Here is a 23267-nt window from a genome sequence, read left to right on the forward strand (position 1 = left end):
GGACCCGGGAACTCCAAAGAGACACGCCGCCACGCTCACAGCGACATCACCGCCTTCTCACAGGTGTACGCCTCGGCATAACGCGACCGGCACTCCATACCGCGCAACCGGGCCAGGCCGAGGAAGACCTCGTCGTCCCACCAGTCGCGGTCCTTCTGTGACGGGAAATGGGTGTGCAGCAGCTCCACCTTGCGGCGGGCGCGCGCGTCCGGCAACGGCACGTAGACGTTACGCCGCCCCAGATCCCCGTCCCACTTCGGGATCTCGTAGTGCAGCACGACCGCGTCCCGGAAGGCCGTCGGCACGAGCTCGGCCAGCAGCCGGTGGTCCTGGTGCGCATCGTCCCTGGCCGGCGCGACCACCAGGTCGGCCCCGCCGAGAGCCGCCGCCTGGACCGCCGACTTGGCCCGCTCCCAGTGCGCGGGCGCCCGCCCGTCGGGCAGGTCGTGCAGCGCGAACGTGATGTCGGCGCCGGGCAGGAAGGCCGCCGCGGCGGCCCGGGCCTCCGCCTGCCGCTCCGGTGTGCCGCTGAGCAACGTGTAGCTGACCGACAGGCCGGGGGAGGCCAGGGAGAGCAGCAGCCCGCCGGCACCGATCTCGATGTCGTCAGGGTGGGCTCCGAAGAGGGCGACCCGCCGGACGCCCGGCAGCGCGAAGGGAAGCATCAGGAGATCAGCGCCGGCGCGAGCGAGCCGCCCGTGCGGTTGGTGTCCCAGAGCATCCACGGGCAGCGCGCCGAGTAGTAGAGCTGCTCCAGCTCGGCCCGGTCCTTGAAGGTGTCCGCCGCGCGCCAGAAACCCTTGTAGCGCTGGGCGATGACCCGCTCGGGCATCAGCCGCTCCAGCGCGTCCGGGACCAGCTCCTCGCCCTCGCGCATGTGCTCGAAGATCTCCGGGCGGAGGACGAAGTAGCCGCCGTTCTCCCACTGCGTCAGCTCGCGCATCGGCGTGATGCCGGTCACCCGGTCACCGTCGGCGATGTCGAGCACGTGGTGCGTCGACTGCACCGGCACGGCCAGCAGGCTGGCCACCGCCGCGCTCGCCTCGAACCGCCGGATCATCTCGTCCAGCGGCGCGTTGGTCAGCGTGTCGGCGTAGTTGGCCAGGAACATCGGCTCGTTCTCGACGTGCGGCCGGACCCGCATCAGCCGTTCGCCGATCGTCGAGTTGAGCCCGGTGTCGATGAACGTGATGTTCCAGTCGGTGATGTCCGACGAGAACAGGTGCAGGTCGCGGTCGCTCATCGCGAGCGTGAAGTCGTTGGAGAGCGTCTCGTCGTAGTGCAGGAAGTAGTCCTTGACCGCGGCGGCGCCGTACCCGAGGCAGAGCACGAAGTCGGTGTGCCCGAAGTGCGCGTAGTAGCGCATGACGTGCCAGAGCAGCGGACGGTCACCGATCATGGCCATCGGCTTGGGCGCGGACTGTGCGTCCTCCCGCATCCGCATGCCGAGGCCGCCGCAGAACAGGACGACCTTCATCACACCACCTCGAGGTCCGGGATCGGGAAGACCAGCCGGCCGCCCCACTCTCGCACGTAGGAGAGCTGAGCCGCGATCTCGGTGCGCAGGTTCCACGGCAGCACCAGCACGTAGTCCGGGCGGTCCTGGGCGATCCGCTCCGGCGCGTGGATCGGGATGTGCGTGCCCGGCAGGAACATGCCCTGCTTGTGCGGGCTGCGGTCGACCGTGTATTCGAGCAGGTCCGACCGGATGCCGCAGTGGTTGAGCAGCGTGTTGCCCTTGCCGGGGGCGCCGTAGCCGACGACCCGCTTGCCCTCGGCCCGCGCGCCGATGAGGAACTCGAGCAGGTCCCGCTTGATGTCGAAGACCGCCTCGGCGAAGCCCTTGTGGCCCTCGACGGTGTGCAGCCCGGCCTCCGCCTCGGCCTCGAGCACCGACTTGACGTTGCTGGACGACTCGCCCGCGGCGGCGCCGTGCCGGGCGTGCACGCGCAATGACCCACCGTGCGTGGACAGCTCCTCGACGTCGACCACGACCAGGCCGGCGGTGGCCAGCGCGCGCTGCGCGGTGAGCAGCGAAAGATACTGGTAGTGCTCGTGGTAGATCGTGTCGTACTGGCGCCGCTCGATCAGCCGCAGCAGGTGCGGGAACTCCAGCGTCACCAGGCCCTCGGGCTTGACCAGCGCGGCCAGCCCGGCGGTGAACCCGACGAGGTTTGGCACGTGTGCGTAGACGTTGTTGCCGGCGACCAGGTCGGCCCGGCCGTATTCCGCGGCCAGCGCCGCGCCCGTCTCCGCGCCGAGGAACTCGTTGGCGGTCCGGATCCCCTTGCCGCGCGCGACCTCGGCGATGTTGGCGGCCGGCTCGACCCCGAGCACCGGGATGCCGCGGGCGACGAAGTGCTGCAGCAGGTAGCCGTCGTTGCTGGCCACCTCGGTGACCAGGCTCTCCGGCCCGAGGCCCAGCTGCTCGGCCATCGTGTCGGCGTAGCGCTTGGCGTGCGCCACCCACGAGTCCGAGTACGAGGAGAAGTAGGCGTAATCGGAGAAGATGTCCTCGCCCGCGACATATGCGGGCAACTGCACCAACAGGCAGCTCGGGCAGAGCCGCACGTGCAGCGGGTAGAACGTCTCGGCGCTGTCGAGCCGCGCCGCTGGCAAGTAGCTCTCGCACAGTGGGGACATGCCCAGGTCGACGAAGGTCTCGGTCAACTCCGCCGCACAAAGGCGACATACGGCTGTTGTCATGCGCACGTACCCCGAATTCGAGCAAACACCAGTCAGCGCGAACGGTCGGCCCCGGCCCGCGCCCGGCGAAACGCTAGCCAGGTGGCGCTTCGCCATGGGGCGTGGAGTAAGAAGTCCGACACTAGTCCCGCTCCCCGTAACACGGCGTCCGTAGACTCGCGGGTCTCACCCCGGACAACGCTGCGGAGCTTCACCATGCGCACACTCGTGACCGGCCACGACGGATACATCGGCGGCGTTCTGGTGCCGCTGCTGCGGGCCGCGGGACACGACGTCACCGGCCTCGACATCAGCCTGTACGCCGACGGCGTGCTCGGCCCGCCGCCGCCTGCGGTGCCGGCGCTCCGCGTCGACCTGCGCGACGTCGAGCCCGAGCACCTGCGCGGCTTCGACGCGGTGCTGCACCTGGCGGCGCTGTGCAACGACCCGATCGGCAACCTGAACCCGGATCTCACCTACGACATCAACCACCGGTCGACGGTGCGGCTGGCCAAGGCGGCCAAGGCGGCGGGCGTCCAGCGGTTCCTGTTCTCGTCGTCGTGCTCGCTCTACGGTGCCGGCCTCGACGACCGCCCGCTCGACGAGGACGCCGGCTTCGCGCCCGTCACCCCGTACGGCGAGTCCAAGATCCTCTCCGAGCAGGGCCTGGCTGAACTGGCCGACGACGACTTCTCGCCGGTCTACCTGCGCAACGCCACCGCGTACGGCTTCTCCCCGCGGCTGCGCGGCGACCTGGTGGTCAACGACCTGACCGCGCACGCGCTGCTCACCGGCGAGGTGCGGCTGCTCTCCGACGGCACCGCCTGGCGCCCGCTGGTGCACATCGAGGACATCTCGGCCGCGTTCCTGGCGCTGCTGGAGGCGCCGCGCGAGGTCGTGCACAACCGGGCCTACAACGTCGGCCAGACCACCGAGAACTACCTCATCCGCGACGTCGCCGAGATCGTCCGCGACGTGGTCACCGGCTCGACCGTCACGTTCGCCGGCGGCGCCTCCGCCGACTCGCGCAACTACCGGGTCAGCTGCGACCGGATCGCCGCCGAGGTGCCCGGCTTCCGTCCGGCGTGGACGGTCCGCAAGGGCGTCGAACAGCTCGTCGAGGAATACCGGCGGCACGGCCTGACCATCGAGCAGTTCATGGGCGAGGGGCACCAGCGGCTCAAGAAGATCCGGGCCCTGCTGGCCGCGGGCAGGATCGACGAGCAGCTCCGGTGGACGTCGTGACCCGCTGCCACGCCTGCGGCGCCGGCGAGCTGGTGCCGTTCGCCGATTTGGGCACGATCCCCGTGTTCTGCGGCGTGCACTGGGCCAGCCGGGACGAGGCGCTCGCCTCGCCGCTCGGCCGGATGGCGCTGTCCTACTGCCCGTCGTGCGCGTACGTGCGGAACGTGGCCTTCGAGCCGGAACTGCTGCACTACGACACGACGATGGACACCAACCTGCACCACTCGCCGGCCTTCCAGTCGTTCTCCGCGGAGCTGGTCAAGCACCTGACCGAGCGCTACCCGCTGCGCGGCGCGACGGTGCTCGACATCGGCTGCGGGCAGGGCGAGTTCCTGCGCGAGCTGTGCCACGTCGCGGGCGCCAAGGGCATCGGCTACGACGCCATGTACGCCGGCCCGACCGGCCCGGACCCGTCCGGCGCCACGTTCTACAGTGGACATGCTCCGCTCGACGCCGCGACGCCCGAGTTCGACTTCGTCACCTCCCGGCACTGGTTCGAGCACATCGACGACCCGCACGAGTTCCTGGTGACCCTGCGCGCGTTGGCAGGTGACCGCCCCGTGCGCGGCTACATCGAGGTGCCGGACGCCTGCTACGACATGGCCACCGCGGGCTGGGAGGTCATCTACCCGCACGTCTCGTACTTCGACGCCTACTCGCTGCGCCGGATCGTCGAGCGGGCCGGCTGGCGGGTCGAGGACACCGGGCCGCTGTTCCAGGGCATGTTCCGGTTCGTGGAGTTCTCGGCCAACGTGTCCGGCCCGCCCGCCTCGACCGCACCGCTGCCGGGCGCCGACGCGGTGTCGCAGCAGCTCGAAGCGATCCGCGGGTTCGCCGCCCGGCATTTCGCCGAACGCGACAAATGGCGCACGCTGATCGCCGACCGGATCGCCGCCGGCGACCGGCCGGTGCTCTGGGGCGCGGGCTCGCGCGGCGTGCAGTTCCTGCACCTCGCCGACCCCGACGGCAAGCTGGCGGCCGTGGTCGACGTCAACGCCCGCAAGTGGGGTAGGTTCCTGCCCGTGACGGGACACGAGGTCACCGCGCCGGAAACGTTGGCCGGGCTGGGCACACGCACCGTCATCATCACCAACCCGGCATATCGCGGCGAGATCGGCAACGCGCTGCGCGACCTCGGCGTCGACGCCGAGCTGCTGGTGGCGTGATGCCCCGGGTCACCATCGGCGTGCCGGTCTACAACGCGGCGCGCTACCTGCCGGTGGCGCTCGACGCGCTGCGCGCGCAGGACCATCCCGACTTCGAGATCGTCATCAGCGACAACGCGTCGACGGACGAGACCTGGGAGATCTGCCAGCGGTACGCCGTCGCCGACCCGCGGATCCGGCTGTGGCGCAACGAGCGCAACCTCGGCGGGCACGCCAACTTCGCCAAGGTCGTCGAGCTGGCGTCGGGCGACCTGTTCAAGTGGGCGGCGTACGACGACATTTGCCGGCCCGGGTTCGTCAGCGCCTGCGTCGCCGCGCTGGACGCCGCCGGGCCGCGCGCGGTGCTCGCGTACCCGAAAACGGTCTTGATCGACGAGGACGGCGAGATCGTCGGGCCCTATGCCGACAAGCTCGACCTGCGCGACCCGCGGGCCTGGAAGCGGCTGTCGGTGCTGGCCAACAACATCAGCCTGTGCCACGCGCACTTCGGCGTGTTCCGCACGTCCGCGCTCCGGCAGACTGGGCTGATCCGGCCGTTCCTGTCGTCGGACTACACGCTGATGGCCGAGATCGCCGCGCTCGGCGAGGTGCACGAGGTGCCGGAGCAGCTCTTCCTGCGCCGGGTGCACGGCGCGTCGACCCGGCAGGCGGGCAACAGCGCCGCGTCCGCGACGTCCTGGTTCGCACCGGACGGCGCCAAGAAGGCGGCACGGTCGCCACGGACCAACATGCTGCGCCAGACGGTACGCGTGCTGCGCGGGCATCCCGGCGGGTTGACCAACTCGGCCGCGTTCCTGGGCACGTGGTTCGCGCGGCGGGGCCGGGTGCGGCTCGGCGCGCTGCGCCGGCGCCTGACGGGCAAGCCGATGCCGGCCCTCACCGAGAGCGGCGCTTAGGTGGTCGCGGCACCGCCAGCCGTCGCCGAGAAACCGGGCGTCGGCAGCGCGATCGGCTGGTCGTACGTGCTCACCGGCGGCCGGATCGGCTCGACCGTGCTGGTCACGTTCATGCTGGCGAAGCTGCTCGGCCCGAGCGAGTTCGGCATCGTCGCGATGGCCACCGTGTTCATCACGGTCGCGCAGACGATCCTCCAGCAGGGTCTCGTCTCGGCGATCGTGCAGCGCGACAAGCTGACCCCCGAGCACCTCGACGCGGCGTTCGGCGTGATGGTCATCTCGGGCTTCGTGGTCGGCGGTGCCGCGGCCGCACTCAGCCCGGTCTGGGCGCTGGTCAACCGCGAGCCGCAGCTCACGGTCGTCTGCCTGGCGCTCTCGCCGCTGGTGCTGATGCAGGCGCTGACCATCGTCCCGGAGGCGGTGCTGCGGCGGGAGCTCCAGTTCAAGTCGGTCGCGGTGCGCACGCTGTCGGCATCCGTGGTCAGCGGCGTGGTCGGCGTGGTGCTGGCCGTGCTCGGCGCGGGCGTCTGGGCGCTGGTCGCGCAGTCGCTGGTGAACGCGTTCGTCGGCCTGGTGGTGCTCTGGACGGTGTGTCCGTGGCGCCCGTCGGGGTCGATGCGGCTCGGCGCGATCCGCGACTTGTGGAAGTTCTCGATGCACTCCGCGAACGCCGGCCTCGGCTCGATGCTGAGCTCGAAGTCGGACATCATCTTCACGGGCCTGTTCTTCGGCCCGGTCGCGACCGGCATCTACCGGCTCGCGGCGCGGCTGCCGGACATGCTGGTCGACGTGACCGTGCGGTCGCTGCAGCAGGTGGCGCTGCCGTCGCTGTCCCGGTTGCAGAACGACCGGGCGGCGTTCATCCGGCATCTGACCACGCTGCAACACCTGGGCGCGCTGACGGGGCTGCCGCTGCTCGGCGTCCTGGTGGCGGCGGCCGGGCCGCTGGTGGAGTTCCTCGGCCCGCAGTGGGCCGGCACGGAGGTGCCGCTCGCGCTGCTCTGCCTCTACGGTGCGCTGAACGCGTACGGCGTGCTGCTCGGCCCGGCCCTGCAGGCGATCGGCCAGCCGGCCAAGCTGGCGGCCATCCTGTGGACCCGCGGGATCCTGGGCGTCGTGGTCTTCGCCGGGGTCGGCACGCTGCTGCACGGCTCGTCGGCGGCGACGCAGGCGACCGCGATCGCACTGGCCGCGATCGCCATGCAGATCGTCATGAACGCCGCCTCGATCTGGGTGACGGTCTCCCGCACGGTGGGCGGCTCGATCCCACGCTTCCTGGCGCCGACGATCCCGGCCGTCCTGGCGGGCGGCGCGGCGGCCGCGGTGCCGTGGCTGTTCTCCGTGCTGCGGGTCTCGATCGAGCCGCCCCTGCTGGCGATGTTCTGCTACGCCGCGGTGGCGGGCGTGGTCGCAGGCGCCCTGCTCTGGGTGACGGACCGGCGGCTGCGGATGTTGGTGCGCAAGAAGCTAGGTGGCCGGCTGGCATGGATCCCGCTGAGCCACCCACGGGCGGGCCGGCACGCGGCCTGACCGCGTCGGCCCGGGCACCGGCACGCAAGGAAGCGGTGCGCGGCGAGATCGCCAGGTCGAAGATCCACGTTGGAACGGCCGCCGGGTACGCTCAGGAAGTGCTGGTGAGCGTCGAAGACCCTGACGCGTTCCCCGAGCGCGGTGTAGTCGCCCGCCGACGAGGAGATGGGTTTCGTCGCCGACAGCATCGCAGCGCCATGGTCAGGTGGGCTGTGGTCAACTGCCGGGTTCCGACGCCAGGCGGTACTCGGGAGCTGGGAAGATCGAGGCCAGGTCCATGGAGGACAGCAGCTCACGGATCCGCCCAGTGAGATAGTCAACGTTGAGTGCGTCAAGGTTCCCACTGACGGTTATCAGCACACCCGTCGGTTCGCGCGGCACGACGAGGATCTCCAGCGACTGCGCTGGCTGTCGGACGGTCGCCATAGTCAGCACTCCCAAGAGGCCCGGCCGGTAAGCTCTTCCTCACCCAACGTGCGGATGGACATGACTCGGGGATTCGAGATGCATGTCCGATGCGAGGACAACCGGGGTCCGGGGTTGCCGATGTGGGACGTGACGATCCGTACTGGTTGACAATACCATCAGGCATTAGCGCGACGACCGCACCCAAGAGTGTGAGCCCTGCGGGCTTTCTGCGCGCGTACCCTTCAGGCATGACGGTGCCCGCCGAGGCCACGCGTGCGATGCAGGACGCGCTGGCTCGTGCGGACCGGGAACGTCGCCGGGCCGATCGTTCAGCCGGAATTGCCCAGCGCCATGAGCGGCAGGTGTTTGCGGAACCCCATATGCAGACGCTTCACGCCAGGATGGCGAGTATGCACCGTCGCGCGCAACGGCTGCACCTGGCCGCCGCCGCGATGCATGTGGCCCACGCGGATCGACTGAAAACGTGGGCCGACGGGTCTAGGCGCCACAAGGCATTGCCCGGATTGATGGTCGGCGTTGCCGAAACCGCTGGTGCCGACAGCGCCACCGTCGCTGTTTTCGGGCCGGGACTGGTCGAGACCCTCACTATTGCCTCTGACGACACCGCCAAGGCCGCCCAGGACGCTGAGTTCGCCCTCGGCGAAGGTCCCGCACGAGAGGCCGCGACCGGGGACCGTGCCGTCCGTGCGGCCGGGGATGCCTTGCGCCGACGGTGGCCGGCCTATGGATCAGCTGTCGGCGGGCTCGGCATCCACTCGGTCGCCGCCGTACCGATCCTCCCGGTTCGCGGCACACCGATCGGAGCACTGACACTCTTTGGTCTGGCTCCGAATCGGACGATCGGCGACCTCGACAGTCTGCACATGATTGCCGATATCGTCGCATATATGCTTTTGTCTGATAACGACACCAAATCTACGCCCGGCTCTTTTCCGTTCGCAGATGGCGATCACAGGGCCATCATTCATCAGGCCGCCGGGCTCGTGTCTGTCCAAAATGGTTGCGCCATCCCCGATGCACTCGCGCTGATCAGAGCACGAGCATTTGCCGACGAGCGTCCCCTCGAGTCGATCGCAGCAGACATCCTCGACCAGAGACTGAGGCTGCCATGACAACGCCCGCACCGAGCAGGTCAGCAGAGGCTCGCGAGGCACAGATGTTTCTTGTCGAGCTCGTCGACACGGTCGACGGAAATTTCGACGAGTTCCTCTCTGCGTTTGTCGCCGGGTGCGTGGCCGTGCTCGACGTGACCGCTGTTGGCGTACTGCTCGCGGACCGAGATGGGCGGCTCGAGGCGGCAGCGCATGAGGGCGAACCGGCCGGATTGCTGGCTGGCATCGAACTCGCCGACGGGGACGGCCCGGGTGTGGTGTGCCACGCTGCCGGCGTTCCCGCCTCATACCCCACAAACTCGGCGCTGGCCGTGCGCTGGCCGGGCCTGGCAAGAGCCGCCGACCAAGCCGGGATCGCCGCTCTCTACACGCTTCCCATGCGACGTCGAGACAGGACCGTCGGAGTGCTCACTCTGCTCGGCAACCGCGAGTACCACCTCCGCGACGACACACTCCAGCTCGCGCAGGCGCTGACCGAGGCGGCGACTGTGGGACTGCTGAACCAGCGCACCATCCAGCAACACCGACGCACCGCAACCCAACTCAGGACAGCCCTCAGCTCACGGATCGTGATCGAACAAGCCAAAGGAGTGCTGGCCGGGCGGCTGAGGATCACGGTCGACGCGGCATTCGTCCTACTCCGCGCCCACGCCCGGTCGAACAACCGCAACCTGCACGAGGTCGCCGCGGAAGTCGCCAAGGGCGACCTCACGATCAGCTGAGCCGAAACAGAGTCTCTTCCCGTCCCGTTGTCCTCGGACTATCGTTGGCCCACTCAACGGTGCTCCCATCACCTGGAATTGGAAGTACGTCGCCGCCCCAGACCTCGGCGGTACGTGCGGTGCCACTCCATACGGGAAGCCTCGCCGTGGTGCTCTACGAGCGGTGGAGTTGCTCCATAAGCAGGACAACGCCTTCACCGTGGTCGTCGAGGGGCGAGCAGGCGACCGAGCATGTGATCTTGCGGCCGATCCGGTTGACGGCGGCCAGTTCGACAGGTCCGGTGCGCTGTCTCGACGTGCGGCACTGCTCGACGATCGCGCGGAGGTGGCTGACTGCCAGGCCGAAGTCCAGGCTGAAGAAGGGTTGCTGGCTGACTTCGTGGCTGCGTAGGCCCCAGAGCTCCTCGGCGCCGCGGTTCCAGCTTCGCACCCGCAATTGGGAGTCGAGGACGACGACGCCGGCGACGATGCTCGACAGGACGCCCGACAGGAAGGTGCGTGCCTCGTCGAGCTCGCCCCTGCGGATGCGCAACTCCTCGTTCATCGTCTCGAGTTCTTCGTTGCCGGATTCGAGTTCTTCGTTGGTGGTCTCCAGTTCCTCGTTGGTCGACTGGAGCTCTTCGTTGGTGGTCTCGAGCTCCTCGATGCTGGCCTGGAGTTCTTCGTTGGTCGACTGGAGCGACTCGTATGCCTTCTGCAGGTCCTGCCGCGTGCGTTGGAGTTCGTTCTGCAGCTTGCTCGCCGTCGTCGTGTCGACGAACGTCAACGCCGTCCCGACCTTCCGCTTGTCGTCGTCGAACAACGGTTGGAGCAGAACGTCGATGTACTCGACGCTGCCATTCGTCAGGTGGCGCTCGGCGGCGGTCACCCGTAGGTGACGTCTCTCGGCTTCTGCTTGCTCGATCATGGGTCGCAGGTCGACTGGCTGGTGCGACAGTTCGAGGTCCTGGAAGGGGCGGTTCAGGTCGGTTGCGGCGAGTCCGAACATGTCGCGGGCCAGGTCGTTGAACATGGATACCGTTCCGTCGACATCGACCAGGACGACCGCGTTCGGCGCCGCCTCGATGGTCAGGTCACGCAGCCGGCGTCGGCGCGCCACCTCTCGCAGCTCGGACTGGATCGGCGTCTGGATGGGTGGCAGCGCGGGAGGGGTCTGGGCGGTATCGCCTGCCCGGCGACGGAAGAGGCGTCGCCGCAGATTGGCGACTTCGAACCGGTTGCTGTCGGTCAACAGCATCTCGGCCTTGCCGAGGAAAAGGTAGCCGCCATCACGAAGCGCGAAATGGTACCGGTCGATGATCTGCTTTTGTGTTTCGACGTTGAAGTACATCAGGGTGTTGCGGCAGACCAGCATGTCGAGCCGGGAGATCGGCGCGTCGCGGGTGATGTCGTGCCGCCCGAAGATGACCCGGCCACGCAGGTCGTTGTTGACGGTGTACTGCTCGCCATCGGACGCGAAGTACCGTTCTCGCAGGTCGGCGGGGACCGGCGCGAGAGACGTGGCCGGGTATGTGCCGCTGCGTGCCTCACGCAGGGCGTCCTCGTCGACGTCCGTCCCGTAGATCTTCACTCGGTTGGCAAACTCGTCTTCGCCGAGGATCTCGGCGAAGAGGATCGCCAGCGTGTAGGGCTCCTCCCCGGTGGAGCACCCGGCGCTCCATACCCGGATCTGGCCGTCCGGACGTGCCTCGAGCAACTCCGGGATGATCTGCTCACGTACCTCGGCCCAACAGTCGGGGTCCCGGAAGAAGCTGGTGACGTTGATCAGGATTGTGTTGAACAGGGCGGAGAACTCGGCGGCGTCGGTCTCGAGCACGTCCCTGTAGTCGACGTAGTTCGCGACGGCGATGTCGTTCATACGTTTGCTGATACGCCGAGCCACTGACGATCGCTTGTAGCCGGTGAAATCGAATCCCCGCGCATCGCGAATAAAGATCAACAGTTCGTCGAGGCCCGGTTCGCGGATTTCCGCAGACATGCGTGGCGTCACTTGGCCCTCGCTTCGATCAGGCCGCGGATGACGAGACCGATCTCGTCGATCGGCAGCACGAAGTCGACGGGGTTCGCCGTCAGGGCCGCCTCCGGCATGCCGGCGAACTCCGCCGAAGCGGGGTCCTGCACGATCACGGTGCCGCCGCGGGACTTCACGGCCGCAACACCCATCGCACCGTCCCGACCGGTCCCGGTCAGTACACACGCGATGGCACGCGAGCCGTACGCACCGGCAACCGATTCGAACAGCAGATCCGCGGACGGGCGGACAAAATGGACCAGCTCGGTGCTGGCGAGGCTGACCACGCCCCACGGCCCCGCAAGCAGGTGCCGGTTAGGCGGCGCCACATAAACGGTCCCGGGTCGCAGATGCTCATCGGCCTCCGCCAGCTTCACATGCAACGCGGTCCGTCGCGCCAGCACCTCGGCGATGACCGTCTCGTGCCGGGGATCCAGATGCTGCACCACCAGGACGGGTACTCCGAATCCTGCCGGCAGCTCGCCGAGGACCTTGCCCAGCGCCGTGATCCCGCCGGCCGAGGCCGCCAACGCGACGACCGCGTAGCGCTCGCCCGCACCGCTGCTGGCGCCGGGGACGTCATCAGCCACGTCGTCCCTCCGTCCCCGGATAGTTCGGACAATCCCAGCAGCATCTTATGCTCGCGTTGTGTGAGCGCCCGGAGGACGGCCGGACCGGTTTACGTTTCTCTGTCCCGGGCGCCCACAGTCATCACAAGGCGCAGTGTGATTCCGAATTGCCCTGGTCGGACAGTCATCTCGTCAACGAGTTGTCGTGTCAACGATAGCCCGCCATTGATCATTGGCTCACGCGATGCGGTCGGCCGGGCCAACTCGATGCCATCACATCCGTCGGAGATCTCAGCGATGAGCTGGCCACCGTTATCGTGCAGGACGGAAAGGACTCGTGCGGGCCCGCCGCGCTGGATCGCTTGGTTAAGAGCCTGGACGATCGCGACCGCGAACCTCAGCGCCCGATCGCCGCTGAGACCGACTTCCAACGCTGACTCGTAGCAGACGGCGCCCAGCCGCGGGACATCGCCGTCCAAGAATGCCTCGTTGACCAGGACGTCACCGACAACGCTTCGTCCACGCAACCATGCTCTCGGCCGCACCCGGACCACCCCCTGCGCGCACATGCGGCTGCATACGCCGGGGTCCTGGGCGACTCGGGTGGAGCTTAGCGAGCGGCCGTGTCGCTCGGAAGTGCTCTTTCGGCCCATCGGACGTCGCAACGGGCGATAGTCGCACCGCGGCACGAACACCGTCGCCGACCGGTTGGGAGCTGGTTTGTGCGGGTATGGTCGGAGTGGTGGAAGTCGTGACACCGCTCGATCGAATGGATCGGGCGCGTCTTGAGGTATCCGCGGAGCGTGGTCGGGCCAGGCGCGCAGCGCACCTCGCGGCACGGCACGAGCAGTTGGCCACCGCCGGGCCGGTCCAGCTACGTGACCTCCACCAACGGGCAGCCGCGGCCAACCGTGAGACGGAGCGGCGTCACCTCGCCGCCGAGGGGATACAGGCGTCGCACCTCGCCAGGCTGCGGGCGTCCGCGTGGGACGCGACGCGCCAGCCGTCGGCGAGCGATACGCCTTCCCCCTTGTTCAGCGACCGGCTGGCGATCGCGACCGATCGCGACGCCCTGGAGCCATCCGCTCGTCGCGACCGCGGCGACGATGCCGATCCGGCGCCGGACGCGTTGGCGGCAGAGCTGCGGACCGCCATCGACAGAGGTCAGCTCCGCGTCGAATACCAGCCGATCGTCTCGTTGTCCGACCGCCAGATGATAGGAGTGGAGGCGCTTGTGCGGTGGCAGCACCCACGGTTGGGTCTGCTCCAGCCGGACCAGTTCCTTGCACTAGCAGAGGAAATCGGCGTTATCACTCGGCTGGACCAGGCGGTTCTGGCGGAAGCGACCAGCGAGGCCGCGCGTTGGCTGCGTGCGACACCGGATCCGCCGTTCGTGAGCGTCAATATCACCGCCGGCCACCTGCAGGACTCCGGCCTGGTCCGTGAGATCGCCACGCTACTTGGTGAGACCGGTCTACCGGCCTCCCACCTCCACCTGGAGATCGTTGAAGGAGCGGTTGTCCGCCCATACGGGCCGTCCCTCGCCACGCTCGACGATCTCGTCCGCCTCGGAGTAACTGTCGCGATCGATGACTTCGGAACGGGATACAGCAACCTGTCCTACCTGCGGCGGCTGCCGGTCAAGACGATCAAAGTCGACCGGAGCTTCGTCGCGGACATCTGCCCACCCGGCGGCGGACCCGACCCCGCGGGCGCAGAGATCCTCGTAGCGATCATCACCCTGTCGCACGCGCTCGGGCTGACCGTCACCGTGGAAGGAGTCGAGACCGCCGCTCAGGCGGAGTGGCTCCGGTCGATCGGCGCCGATTCCGCCCAAGGCTGGCACTTCGGACGGCCTGTGGGCATGAAAGCGATTCGGGCAACAATCGGCGCCGGACGCGGCACGGGGTGAGATCGCCCGGGCTCAACCGTCCAGGAAGGCCAGTTGGGCCGTCTTGTCCGGGGTGGTGACCACGGTGTCGAAGGTGAAGCCGAGACGGCGCCAGCGAGCCAGCGCGCGCTCGTTGCGGACGTCGGGTTCGATCACGATCCGTTTCGTGCCGGGGTGGGCGAAAGCGAACCGGAGAAGCGCGCCGGCGACCGTACCCGTGAAGCCTGGTTTCGGTGTTTCAGCCGGTGCGAGGAACAGGTGGATGCCGAAGTCCCCGGCGCGGACGTCGTAGTGGTCACCGATCGGGTCGGCCTCGGGTCGGTAGGTCTGGAAGATGCCGACCGGTTCGCCGGCCAGCAGCATCAGGTAGGCGTGGTGGGTCTCCAGGCCGTCGACGTACGCGTAGATCTCGTGGACCAGCTCCTTGGAGTGGCCGGTCATGCCCCAGAACTCGGCGCGCGGCTGGGTCACCCACCCGTGGACGAGGTCGAGGTGGCGGACCGGGTCCAGCGGCACGAGCTGGAGGGTGCCGAGGTCCGGGAGCTCCTCCTCGTACGCCGTCATCGCGTGTCCTTCAGCGGAAGCGGGCACACGAGCATCCGATGTGGACGCCAGCCGGGGAACGGCACGAGGTCGCCGACGCGCGCGAAGCCGAGGGCCTGGAGCGCGCGCCAGACGCGGGTGTTGGTCTCGGCGACGGCCAGCGAGACCCGTTCTCGTGGCGGGCACCCCAGCACGGCGCCGGCGAGCGTGCCGCCGACGTAGGCGACCGTCGCGGCGAACCCGGGCGCCTCCGCGGTCCACCGCAGCCGCCCCTCGACGGTCGGTGGCGCTACTCCGGGCAACGAGGGCTCCTAGGTTTGGTTAGGCTCACCTAACCACAACGGATGGCGAGCGACAAGGCTGACCTAGACTGGGCTTGATGGAGACCTGGGATGCCATCCGTGCCAGGCGTAATGTGCGCCAGTACACCGCTGATCAAGTGTCGGATGCCGACCTCACCCGGATCCTGGAGGCGGGCCGGCGGGCGCCGTCGGCGTCCAACCGCCAGCACTGGGACTTCGTCGTCGTCACCGACCGGGAGCGGTTGGTCGAGCTCGCGACGGTCTGGCAGTCGGCGGGCCACATCGCCGGCGCGGCGGCCGCCATCGCGCTGGTGCTGCCGGTGCCCAACCAGGCGCTCGACTACTACGACCTGGGCCAGGCCACCTACGCGATGATGGTGGCCGCGGCCGACCTTGGCATCGGCACCGGGCACTCCTCGATCGGCGACCAGGCCAGGGCCCGCGCGATCCTGGGTGTTCCGGACACCCACGCGGTCGCCTACATGATGGGGGTCGGTTACCCCGCAGACCGGCCGCTGCGCCCGCTCAAGCGCCCGAACCGCCGACCCTTCGACGACGTCGTCCACCGCGACCGCTGGTAGACCGTCAGAACAGTTGCAGCGAACCCGTTCGTTGCGCGTGCCGCTCCCCCACACGCAGCAGCACCGCCGTCAGGCCCAGCAGCACCGCCGACAGGCCCGCCAGAAACGCGAGGTGGCCCGCCAGCTCGCCGGTGTCCCGGCCGTCGAGCAGGGCGCCGCGCAGGACCGTGAGGCTGGTGGTCAGCGGGAACGCGAGGCCGATGGCCTTGACCCAGACCGGCAGCGCGAACAACGGCAGCCGGACACCGGCGACGAACCACAGTGGATCGTCGAGCAGGGTGTAGAGGAAAGCCGAGTCGCGGCTGAACATGAGCAGGCTGTTGAGGAACGCGCCCCAGGCCACCGCCGGCACCAGCAGGGCGAGGGCCGCGACCGCGAGCATGCCCGGGTGTGCCAGGTGCAGGCTGCCGGTGGCGAGCGCGGCGGCGATCCCGAAACACCCGAACAGCCAGGCGTTCTGCACCAGCGCGCTGGATCCGTTGGCCAGCACCAGGGCCATCCGGCTGGCCGGCGTCAGGAACATCGCCTCGAGCGTCCCGCTGACCCGCTCGAAGGAGAAGTGCCAGGCGGACTGCACGAGCGAGAAGAAGAAGGTGTACGCGAGCGCGCCCGCGGCCAGGAACGCCAGCAGCCGGCCGGGTTCGGCGACCAGCGGCCACCGTTGCGCCGCACCGGGCGCGGAGGTGACCGGCAGGACCGTGTAGTACGTGGTCGCCAGCGTCAGCACCGGCCACAGCAGCATCGAGAACACGACGAGCTTGCTGCCGAAGATCCGGCGGTGCTGCTTGAGGCCCTCGGCGGCGAAGACCCGCAGTGCGGCGCTCATGAGACGGGAGCCGGGGCGGCCATGGCGAGGATCGCGTCTTCCAGCGTCGGCGGGTTGACCTCCAGCCGCACGATCGCGCCGCCGGCCCGGACCACCGCGGTGGCCAGCTCGCCGGCCAGGTCGTCGGGGCTGCGCAGGACGTACGTCGGCCGTCCCTCGGCGTCCAGCCCGGTCTCGACCTCGGCACCGAGCGCGCCGACGGCGACGGAGACCGCGGGCGCCGCCTCCGCGAGCGTCAGCTCCACCGTGTGCGGCAGTCGGGTGCCCGCGGTCAGCGCGGTCGGGCTGCCCTCGGCGACCAGCCGGCCGCGGTCGATCACGTACACGTGGCCGCACAGCTCCTCGACCTCGGCCAGGTAGTGCGAGGTGAGCAGCACGCCCACGCCCTCCTGGGCGAGCCGGGCCACCACCGCGCGCAGGTCGCGGGCGATCGGCGCGTCCAGGCCGAGGGTGGGCTCGTCGAGCAGGAGGTACGCGGGTTGGTTGATCAGGCCGCGGGCGATGCTGAGCCGCTGGCGCATGCCGCGCGAGTAGCGCTCCACGAGGGTGTCGGCGGCGTCGGGCAGGCCGACCAGCTCGAGCAGCTCGTCGATGCGGGCGCGCAGCGTGGCGCGGGGGACGTCGTAGAGCTGGCCGAAGTACCAGAGATTCTCGCGGCCGGTCAGCCGCGCGTACACCATGCGCTCCCCGCCGGCGATCAGGTTGATCCGGCGGCGGACCGCGCGGGCGTCCCGGACGACGTCGAGCCCGTCCACCGTGATGGTGCCGGTCGTCGGATGCAGCAGCGTGGCGATGATCTTGATGGTGGTGGTCTTGCCGGCGCCGTTGAGGCCGAGCAGGCCGGTCACCGCGCCGGGCGGGATCGACAGCGACAGGCCGTCGACCGCGCGGGTCTCGGTGCCGCCGGAGCGCCGGAACAGCGTCCGTTTCGCTGGATAGGTCTTGCGCAGCTCGCGCGTGACGATCACGCTGATCCTCCACGTTGGATGGCGACGCGTTCCGCGGGCCCGAGCAGGCGGAGCCCGACGATCAGGTAGGCCAGGCCGAGGGCGAGGCAGAGCAACAGGTCCGGCGCGGCGGCCGAGAGCGGCGCGTGGTCGAGCGTCGCCGCGCGCAGCGCCCGCAGCGCCGAGGTGACCGGCAGCGCCTCGCCGAGCCAGCGCAGCGGGTCGGGCAGGTAGGCCGGTGGGAACGTGAAACCGCACAGCAGGCCCATCGCGACGAACAGCGTGTTCTGGGTGATGTGTGCCTCGCCCGCGGTGATCATGATGGCCGACAGCGGCACCGAGATCCCGAAGACGGCCACGCTGGCGGCCACGAACGCGGCGAGCAGGGTGACCGGGTCGGGCGCCGGGAGGCGCACCCCGATCATGACCGCGAAGGCCAGCATCACCACCACCTCGACGACCGTCGTGGTCAGGGACTGGAGACCGACCCCGACGAGGTACGGGAGGCGGCGCGCGGGCGCCAGCACCTGGCTCTCCAGGGTGCCCTCGCGCTGCTCGGTGATCTGCGCCTTGGCCACCCAGAGCACCATGCGGACCGTGAACATCGAGGCGGCCGCGCCGACCGTGACGTAGCCGAGGTAGTCGGCCGTGCCGGCGGCGGCCGCGAACCCGCCGCCGGCCCGACCGCCCCCGATGGAGTGGTAGGCGAGGTAGGCCAGCCCGACCGTGAGGATGCCGGTGGCCAGCGTGCCCACGAAGTAGGTCCACTGGTAGGCCCGCATGGTGACCAGCCAGTTTCGCCGGAGCGTCGGCATGGCGGTGGCCACTGTTCCTCCATGGGTTTTATTTTGGAACTCAGTAAGTTTCAGTTGGGAACTTAGCGGCTGGGGCGCAGGATGTACAGAGAGGAGGCCGGTGTGAGTTCTCGGGTACGTGAGGTCGACGAGGCGTGCGGTGTCGCGCAGGCCGCCGCCGTCATGGGCGACTGGTGGAACCTGCTCGTGCTGCGCGAGGTCGCGCGGGGGCAGCACCGCTTCGATCAACTGGTCGCGGAGCTGGCGGTCTCGCGGCGCGTGCTCACCGAGCGCCTGACCCACCTGGTCTCGCACGGTGTGCTCGCGCGGTCGCGCTACCAGGATCGGCCGCCGCGGTACGAGTACCGCCTGACCGAGCGCGGCGAGGCGTTCCTGCCGGTGCTCGTCGGGATGCAGGACTGGGCGGACCGGTGGCTGCTCGGCGACGGCTCGCTGACCGCGCTGCCGTCCGGAGCGGAGAGCGACCGGGTCCGCGCGTTGGTCGGCACCACGGTGCCGCCGGTGTCACTCCCGTCCGCGGCCGGCCCGCGCGACGTGCTCGCGTCGACCGCGACGGTGCTGTTCGCCTATCCCGCCACGGGCCGGCCGACCCCACACCCGGCGGGCTGGGACGGCATCGCCGGCACGATCGGCTGCACGCTGGAGAACCGCCTGTTCCGCGACCGCCTGCCCGCGTTCACGGCGGCCGGGGTGGCGGTGCACGGCGTGAGCACGCAACGGCCCGAGGAACAGGCGGCGTTCGCCGCCGAGGAGGGCATCCCGTTCCCGTTGCTGTCCGATGTGGACTTGGTCCTCGCGGCGGCGCTGCGCCTGCCGACCGTGCGGATCGCCCAGCAGCAGCGCCTCAAGCGCCTGGTCCTGGTCGCCGACCGCGACCGGGTGGTCCGCCACACGATCTTCCCGGTGACGGACATCCCGGCCGCGGTCGACGAAGCGCTCACGGTCGGCGCGAGCCTATGAGCAGGGCGGTCGAGAGGGTCGCGAAGGCGGCGGCGCCGGCGAAGACCGCGCCGGGCGCCGCGTAGCTCAACGACCAGGCGAAGGCGGCACCGGCGAGGACCGGCACCGCGGTCTCGGCGACGGCCCCGACACCGGTCACCGCGCCGTTGACGGCACCCTGCTCGTCCGACCCCGTGGCGCGGGAGAGCCAGGACTGCGCCGCGGCCACGCCGACGCCGCCGACCACGCCGACGGCCTGGAGCAGGTAGATCGCGGCCGGGGTGGTCGCGAACGCCGTCGCGCCCAACGCGATCGCTCCGCACAGGCTGCCCAGGACGGCGGCGTTTCGGTCACCGAGCCTTCGGACGATCGGGCCGACCGCCCGGGCCTGGAAGACGGCGCCGGCGAGCGCGCCGACGGACATGGTGACACCGACGTGCGCCGTACCCCAGGCGAACTGGTGTGTGACGAAGAAGGTCCAGATCGCCTGGTGGGTCATCCGCGCGACGTCGGCGCAGAAGCGGGCCGCCACGAGCCGGCCCAGCACGGGACGGCGCAGCACGGTTTTGATGGCGGTGAACGGGTTCGCCGCACGCAGGCTCAGCGCGGTCGTCCGGTCGCCGGGGCGGGACTCGGGCAGGACGCGCCAGCCGTAGGCGACGTTGGCGAAGGCGAGCCCGGCCGCGGCGTAGAACGGCAGCCGCGGGTCGACGGACCCGAGCGCGCCGCCGAGCAGCGGGCCGGCGACGAACCCGAGCCCGAACGCGGAGCCGACCAGCGCGAAGGCGCCGGCCCGGCGCTCGGGCGGGGTGACATCGGCGACGTAGGCGTTGACGACGGTGGTGGTGCCGGCGAACGCACCGGCCAGGGCGTGGAACGCGACCAGCAGTGTGACGGTCGGCGTCAGCGCGTGCGCGAGCCAGTCGACGCCGAGGCCGGCGAGCGCGACGAGCAGGACGGGCCGGCGCCCGTACCGGTCGGCGAGCCGGCCCAGCAGCGGCGCGGTGAGAAACTGCAGCAGCCCGAAACTGGACCCGAGCAGACCGGACCAGGTGGCGGCGTCGGCCGCCCGGCCGGTGAGGTCGAGCATGAGAGCGGGCACGACCGGCACGACGATGCCCAGGCCGAGCATGTCGATGAACACGGTGACGAGCAGGAAGGACAGGGCAGGCGCCCGGCGCATCAGGAGCTCCCGAGAGTCGAAGAGGCGGGGCCCCCTCGACCTCGAGGTACGGAGGATCAGATTATCGGTGCCGTCAAACGCTTTCCGGCGCCCAGACATAGGGCGTGGTGGTGGTGACCGCGCGCAGGCCGAGGCGTTGCAGGATCGGGCGGCTGTCGTCGGAGGCGTCGACCATGAGGTAACGGATCCCGCGCGCGGCCGCGACGCGGGCCCGGTGGGCGACCAGCGCGCGATAGATGCCCTTACGCCGCCAGGCCGCGAGCGTCGAACCACCCCACAGCGCCGCGAACTCGGTGCCGGGGAAGATCGGCATCCAGGCGGCGGACACGACGACGCCCTCGGCCTCGGCTACGAAGACGACGATGTCGTCAGGCGCGGACTCGATCCGGTCGCGGAGGTCGTCGGCCAGGAACGACCAGTCCTGCCCCCAGACCTCGGACTCCATGGCCGCGATCCGGCGCAGGTCGTCGTGGTCGGTGGTGGTGCGAATGACGACCCCGGCGGGCGCCTGCCCGGCCTCGGTCAGGTCGGCCGCGAGACCGATCACCACGGTCTCGCGATCCTCGGGCACGAACCCGGCGAGCCGCAACCGATCGACGAGATCGGCCCGGTCGTGCGCGTAGGTCTTCCACTCGACGGCCCGCCCCGCGGCGGCGGCCCGCTCCCGCACGCGCCCGATCAACAGATCGAGCTCGTCGACCCGCAGCCCGTCCAGTTCCTGCGCGAAGGCCAGCCACCGCCCCGGCGACCGCGCGAGCAGCACAGGCCCGTCCCATCCGGCCTTCCACGACTCGGGCAACCGCCCCGCGACCGTCCCACGCACCTGCTCGTCATGGAGCTTCAGCAGTTCGTCATTCGTCACCAGAAACGTGTAGCACGATCAGGTCCGCGTCGTGGGTGGGGGTCCAGCGGACCGGGAGGCCGACGGACATCAGGTGGGCGCCCGAATAGGTGGCCTCGCCCGCGCGGTAGCGGGCCTTCGGGTCCAGGCCTTGCAGAGGCAGGCGGATGTCGCGGGCCGGGACCCGGTCGAGGCCGTCCAGGCCGCCGGCGTTCCAGGCCAGGACGGCGACCCGGTCGTCGAGCGTGTACTGGACCGCGCAGCGCGCCTCGTCCGGGCTGCCGATGCGGTGCAAATCGCCGCGTGTGACGAGCTCGCGGATCTCCTTGTAGCGGGCCACCCACGACGCCGCTTCCGTGCGCTGCGCGGCCGACCACCTCGTGATGTCCGCGCCGATGCCCAGGACGCCCGCGCAGGCCAGCACGAAGCGGAAGGCCAGCGAGCGGGTGCGCTCGTCGAACATCCCGTCCGCGTCCGTCACCCACGAGCTCATCAGGTGCGGTGCGAACGCCGACAAGAAGCCGTGCTGGATGCGCAGGCGGTCCAGCGGCGCCGTGTTGTCGCTCGGCCACAGGACGTCCGTGCGGGCGGCCATCGCCAGGTCGACCCGGGCGCCGCCGGCCGCGCAGCCCTCGATCGTGACCGACGGGTGGGCCGTGCGTAGGTGGTCGAGGATGCGGTAGAGGTTGTGGACGTGCGCGCCGTCCAGGTCCGCGGCCGAGCGGTCCGCCTCCGTGCGCGGGCGGTTGAAATCCCATTTCAGATACGAGATGGGGTACGCCGAGAGCAAGTTGTCCAACATGGACAGCACGAACTCGTAGACGTCTGTGCGACCCAGGTCGAGCAGGTACTGATTGCGGATCGTGCTCAGCGGGCGCCCGTCAGCCTGGCAGACCCAGTCCGGATGCGCCTCGTAGAGGGCCGACTTCGGGTTGACCATCTCCGGCTCGACCCACAGCCCGAACTCCAGGCCCCGCGACCGCACCGCCGAGACGAAGGCGCCGAAGCCGTCCGGGAACTTGGCCGGGTCCGGGGTCCAGTCGCCGAGGCCGCCGTGGTCGTCGTCGCGGCCCACGAACCAGCCGTCGTCGACCACGAACGTCTCGACGCCCAGCGACGCCGCGACGTCGGCCAGCGCCAACTGACCCTCGGCGGTCACGTCGAAGGTGGTCGCCTCCCACGAGTTGTAAATGACCTTGGGGGTACGGGCCAGCCGGTCACCGGCCAGCACCCGCTGGTAGGCGTGCCACTGCCGGGCCAGCCCGTCGAGGCCGTCCGCGCTGTAGACGCCGGCTGCCACCGGAGTGGTCACCGACGAGCCCGGCGCGAGCGTGACCGGTGCCCCGTCCAGCGACCGCCCGACCCGCACCCTGGTCAGCCCGGCCGCGTCCACGTCAGCGACGATCTCCCAAGACCCCGTCCACGCCAGCCCCACGCCGTAGACGGCGTCACCGTTGGAGACCGCCAGGTACGGCGCGAACTGGTGCCCGGTGACACCCTGCGCACTGCCGATCGAAAACCGCCCGCGAGTCAACCGCGTCGACGCGGGCGTGAACTCCTGCGCCCACTGTCCACACAGGTACGAAAAGTCAGCGCCCGACGGCGTCGGCACGCAGAAGCCGGCCGAGCCCAGCCGGGTCAGCGAGACCGGCGACGGCCCGTCGTTGTGCACGACCGCCCACCGCTCGACCACGTCGGTCCCCGGCGCGAACCGCCACCGCAGCACCACCCGCAACCCGGTCACCTCGTCGGCGAACGTCGCCGCGAGCCCGTCGTCGACCGTCATAGAGTCGAACCGCCACGTCAGCACCTGCCCCGCGACCGCCAGGTCCGCGCCGAGGAACGGCCGCGCGCCGTCCGGCGCGTACTCGACCGCCGCCAGGTCCCCCGGCAGCATGTACTGCACCCTGCCGTGGAACGCGAACGGCGACGGTCCGTCGCCGACACCGTGGGGGCCCCACGCGACCAGGTCGATCCGGTCGCCTGCGGCGGCAACGGTGTACTCGGTGCTGGCACCGGCGATCGTCCACATGG

General features: G+C 70.0%; 23 protein-coding genes. 9 read left to right on the forward strand and 14 right to left on the reverse strand.

Going from position 1 to position 23267, the window contains the following annotated elements; translation table 11 throughout:
• Positions 1-35: 35 nt before the first annotated feature.
• From Air01nite_RS04960 to Air01nite_RS04970, 3 genes are read right to left on the reverse strand one after another with little or no spacing between them, the layout of a single operon-like run.
• Positions 36-665, reverse strand: a complete 630-nt coding sequence (locus Air01nite_RS04960; protein ID WP_203700594.1) for a PIG-L deacetylase family protein — start codon at positions 663-665, stop codon at positions 36-38.
• Positions 665-1477: a glycosyltransferase family protein gene (locus Air01nite_RS04965; RefSeq protein WP_203700595.1), complete on the reverse strand. Its 813-nt coding sequence runs from the start codon at positions 1475-1477 to the stop codon at positions 665-667. The genes Air01nite_RS04960 and Air01nite_RS04965 overlap by 1 nt, the downstream gene beginning before the upstream one ends.
• Positions 1477-2706, reverse strand: coding sequence for a class I SAM-dependent methyltransferase (locus Air01nite_RS04970; RefSeq protein WP_203700596.1), 1230 nt, complete (start codon positions 2704-2706; stop codon positions 1477-1479). Before Air01nite_RS04970 ends, Air01nite_RS04965 begins: the two co-directional genes overlap by 1 nt.
• Positions 2707-2901: 195 nt before the next feature.
• Between Air01nite_RS04970 and Air01nite_RS04975 the strand changes: the two genes are divergently transcribed.
• From Air01nite_RS04975 to Air01nite_RS04990, 4 genes are read left to right on the forward strand one after another with little or no spacing between them, the layout of a single operon-like run.
• Positions 2902-3930: an NAD-dependent epimerase/dehydratase family protein gene (locus tag Air01nite_RS04975; protein WP_203700597.1), complete on the forward strand. Its 1029-nt coding sequence runs from the start codon at positions 2902-2904 to the stop codon at positions 3928-3930.
• Positions 3918-5096: a class I SAM-dependent methyltransferase gene (locus Air01nite_RS04980; protein WP_203700598.1), complete on the forward strand. Its 1179-nt coding sequence runs from the start codon at positions 3918-3920 to the stop codon at positions 5094-5096. The genes Air01nite_RS04975 and Air01nite_RS04980 overlap by 13 nt, the downstream gene beginning before the upstream one ends.
• A complete protein-coding gene (locus tag Air01nite_RS04985) occupies positions 5096-5992 on the forward strand; it encodes a glycosyltransferase family 2 protein (RefSeq protein WP_203700599.1) in 897 nt (298 codons plus the stop codon). Before Air01nite_RS04980 ends, Air01nite_RS04985 begins: the two co-directional genes overlap by 1 nt.
• Positions 5993-7522 (forward strand): lipopolysaccharide biosynthesis protein, encoded by a 1530-nt coding sequence (locus Air01nite_RS04990; protein ID WP_203700600.1) that lies wholly within the window; start codon positions 5993-5995, stop codon positions 7520-7522. It abuts the gene before it with no gap.
• A 216-nt stretch (positions 7523-7738) separates the two neighbouring features.
• On the opposite strand, the gene Air01nite_RS04995 is transcribed toward Air01nite_RS04990, so the two are convergent.
• A complete protein-coding gene (locus tag Air01nite_RS04995) occupies positions 7739-7948 on the reverse strand; it encodes a hypothetical protein (RefSeq protein WP_203700601.1) in 210 nt (69 codons plus the stop codon).
• Between the two features lie 230 nt (positions 7949-8178).
• Between Air01nite_RS04995 and Air01nite_RS05000 the strand changes: the two genes are divergently transcribed.
• Entirely contained in the window at positions 8179-9063 is an 885-nt protein-coding gene (locus Air01nite_RS05000) for a GAF and ANTAR domain-containing protein (protein WP_203700602.1), read from the forward strand.
• Between the two features lie 44 nt (positions 9064-9107).
• On the forward strand, positions 9108-9785 hold the full coding sequence (locus Air01nite_RS05005) for a GAF and ANTAR domain-containing protein (RefSeq protein WP_203700603.1): 678 nt from the start codon (positions 9108-9110) through the stop codon (positions 9783-9785).
• A gap of 154 nt (positions 9786-9939) precedes the next feature.
• Here Air01nite_RS05005 and Air01nite_RS05010 read toward each other — a convergent pair whose 3' ends face one another.
• Positions 9940-11775: a CheR family methyltransferase gene (locus Air01nite_RS05010; RefSeq protein ID WP_239090499.1), complete on the reverse strand. Its 1836-nt coding sequence runs from the start codon at positions 11773-11775 to the stop codon at positions 9940-9942.
• Entirely contained in the window at positions 11772-12386 is a 615-nt protein-coding gene (locus Air01nite_RS05015; protein WP_203700604.1) for a chemotaxis protein CheB, read from the reverse strand. Before Air01nite_RS05015 ends, Air01nite_RS05010 begins: the two co-directional genes overlap by 4 nt.
• A gap of 721 nt (positions 12387-13107) precedes the next feature.
• Here Air01nite_RS05015 and Air01nite_RS05020 point away from each other — a divergent pair.
• The gene (locus Air01nite_RS05020; RefSeq protein WP_203700605.1) at positions 13108-14277 is read left to right on the forward strand and encodes an EAL domain-containing protein; all 1170 of its coding nucleotides are present in this window, start codon (positions 13108-13110) and stop codon (positions 14275-14277) included.
• 12 nt (positions 14278-14289) lie between these two features.
• Here the strand turns inward: Air01nite_RS05020 and Air01nite_RS05025 are convergent, their stop codons facing one another.
• Both Air01nite_RS05025 and Air01nite_RS05030 read right to left on the reverse strand, forming a co-directional pair.
• Positions 14290-14820, reverse strand: coding sequence for a GNAT family N-acetyltransferase (locus Air01nite_RS05025; RefSeq protein ID WP_203700606.1), 531 nt, complete (start codon positions 14818-14820; stop codon positions 14290-14292).
• Positions 14817-15101, reverse strand: coding sequence for a hypothetical protein (locus Air01nite_RS05030; protein WP_203700607.1), 285 nt, complete (start codon positions 15099-15101; stop codon positions 14817-14819). Before Air01nite_RS05030 ends, Air01nite_RS05025 begins: the two co-directional genes overlap by 4 nt.
• 77 nt (positions 15102-15178) lie before the next feature.
• Between Air01nite_RS05030 and Air01nite_RS05035 the strand changes: the two genes are divergently transcribed.
• The gene (locus Air01nite_RS05035) at positions 15179-15682 is read left to right on the forward strand and encodes a nitroreductase family protein (RefSeq protein ID WP_203700608.1); all 504 of its coding nucleotides are present in this window, start codon (positions 15179-15181) and stop codon (positions 15680-15682) included.
• 4 nt (positions 15683-15686) lie between these two features.
• Here the strand turns inward: Air01nite_RS05035 and Air01nite_RS05040 are convergent, their stop codons facing one another.
• Genes Air01nite_RS05040 through Air01nite_RS05050 form a run of 3 tightly spaced genes read right to left on the reverse strand, consistent with a single transcriptional unit; the run spans position 15687 to position 18282 of the window.
• A complete protein-coding gene (locus Air01nite_RS05040) occupies positions 15687-16508 on the reverse strand; it encodes an ABC transporter permease (protein ID WP_203700609.1) in 822 nt (273 codons plus the stop codon).
• Positions 16505-17476, reverse strand: coding sequence for an ABC transporter ATP-binding protein (locus Air01nite_RS05045; protein WP_203700610.1), 972 nt, complete (start codon positions 17474-17476; stop codon positions 16505-16507). Before Air01nite_RS05045 ends, Air01nite_RS05040 begins: the two co-directional genes overlap by 4 nt.
• The gene (locus Air01nite_RS05050) at positions 17473-18282 is read right to left on the reverse strand and encodes an ABC transporter permease (RefSeq protein ID WP_203700611.1); all 810 of its coding nucleotides are present in this window, start codon (positions 18280-18282) and stop codon (positions 17473-17475) included. The genes Air01nite_RS05045 and Air01nite_RS05050 overlap by 4 nt, the downstream gene beginning before the upstream one ends.
• Before the next feature lie 90 nt (positions 18283-18372).
• Between Air01nite_RS05050 and Air01nite_RS05055 the strand changes: the two genes are divergently transcribed.
• Positions 18373-19230, forward strand: a complete 858-nt coding sequence (locus tag Air01nite_RS05055; RefSeq protein WP_239090500.1) for a winged helix-turn-helix transcriptional regulator — start codon at positions 18373-18375, stop codon at positions 19228-19230.
• Here the strand turns inward: Air01nite_RS05055 and Air01nite_RS05060 are convergent.
• From Air01nite_RS05060 to Air01nite_RS05070, 3 genes are all read right to left on the reverse strand, one after another.
• Positions 19208-20392, reverse strand: a complete 1185-nt coding sequence (locus Air01nite_RS05060) for an MFS transporter (RefSeq protein ID WP_203700613.1) — start codon at positions 20390-20392, stop codon at positions 19208-19210. The genes Air01nite_RS05055 and Air01nite_RS05060 overlap by 23 nt on opposite strands.
• A 73-nt stretch (positions 20393-20465) precedes the next feature.
• Positions 20466-21254, reverse strand: a complete 789-nt coding sequence (locus Air01nite_RS05065) for a GNAT family N-acetyltransferase (protein WP_203700614.1) — start codon at positions 21252-21254, stop codon at positions 20466-20468.
• Positions 21244-23265, reverse strand: a complete 2022-nt coding sequence (locus tag Air01nite_RS05070; RefSeq protein WP_203700615.1) for an alpha-galactosidase — start codon at positions 23263-23265, stop codon at positions 21244-21246. The genes Air01nite_RS05065 and Air01nite_RS05070 overlap by 11 nt, the downstream gene beginning before the upstream one ends.
• Positions 23266-23267 lie beyond the last annotated feature (2 nt).

Source organism: Asanoa iriomotensis (assembly GCF_016862515.1).
Lineage (GTDB): Bacteria > Actinomycetota > Actinomycetes > Mycobacteriales > Micromonosporaceae > Asanoa > Asanoa iriomotensis.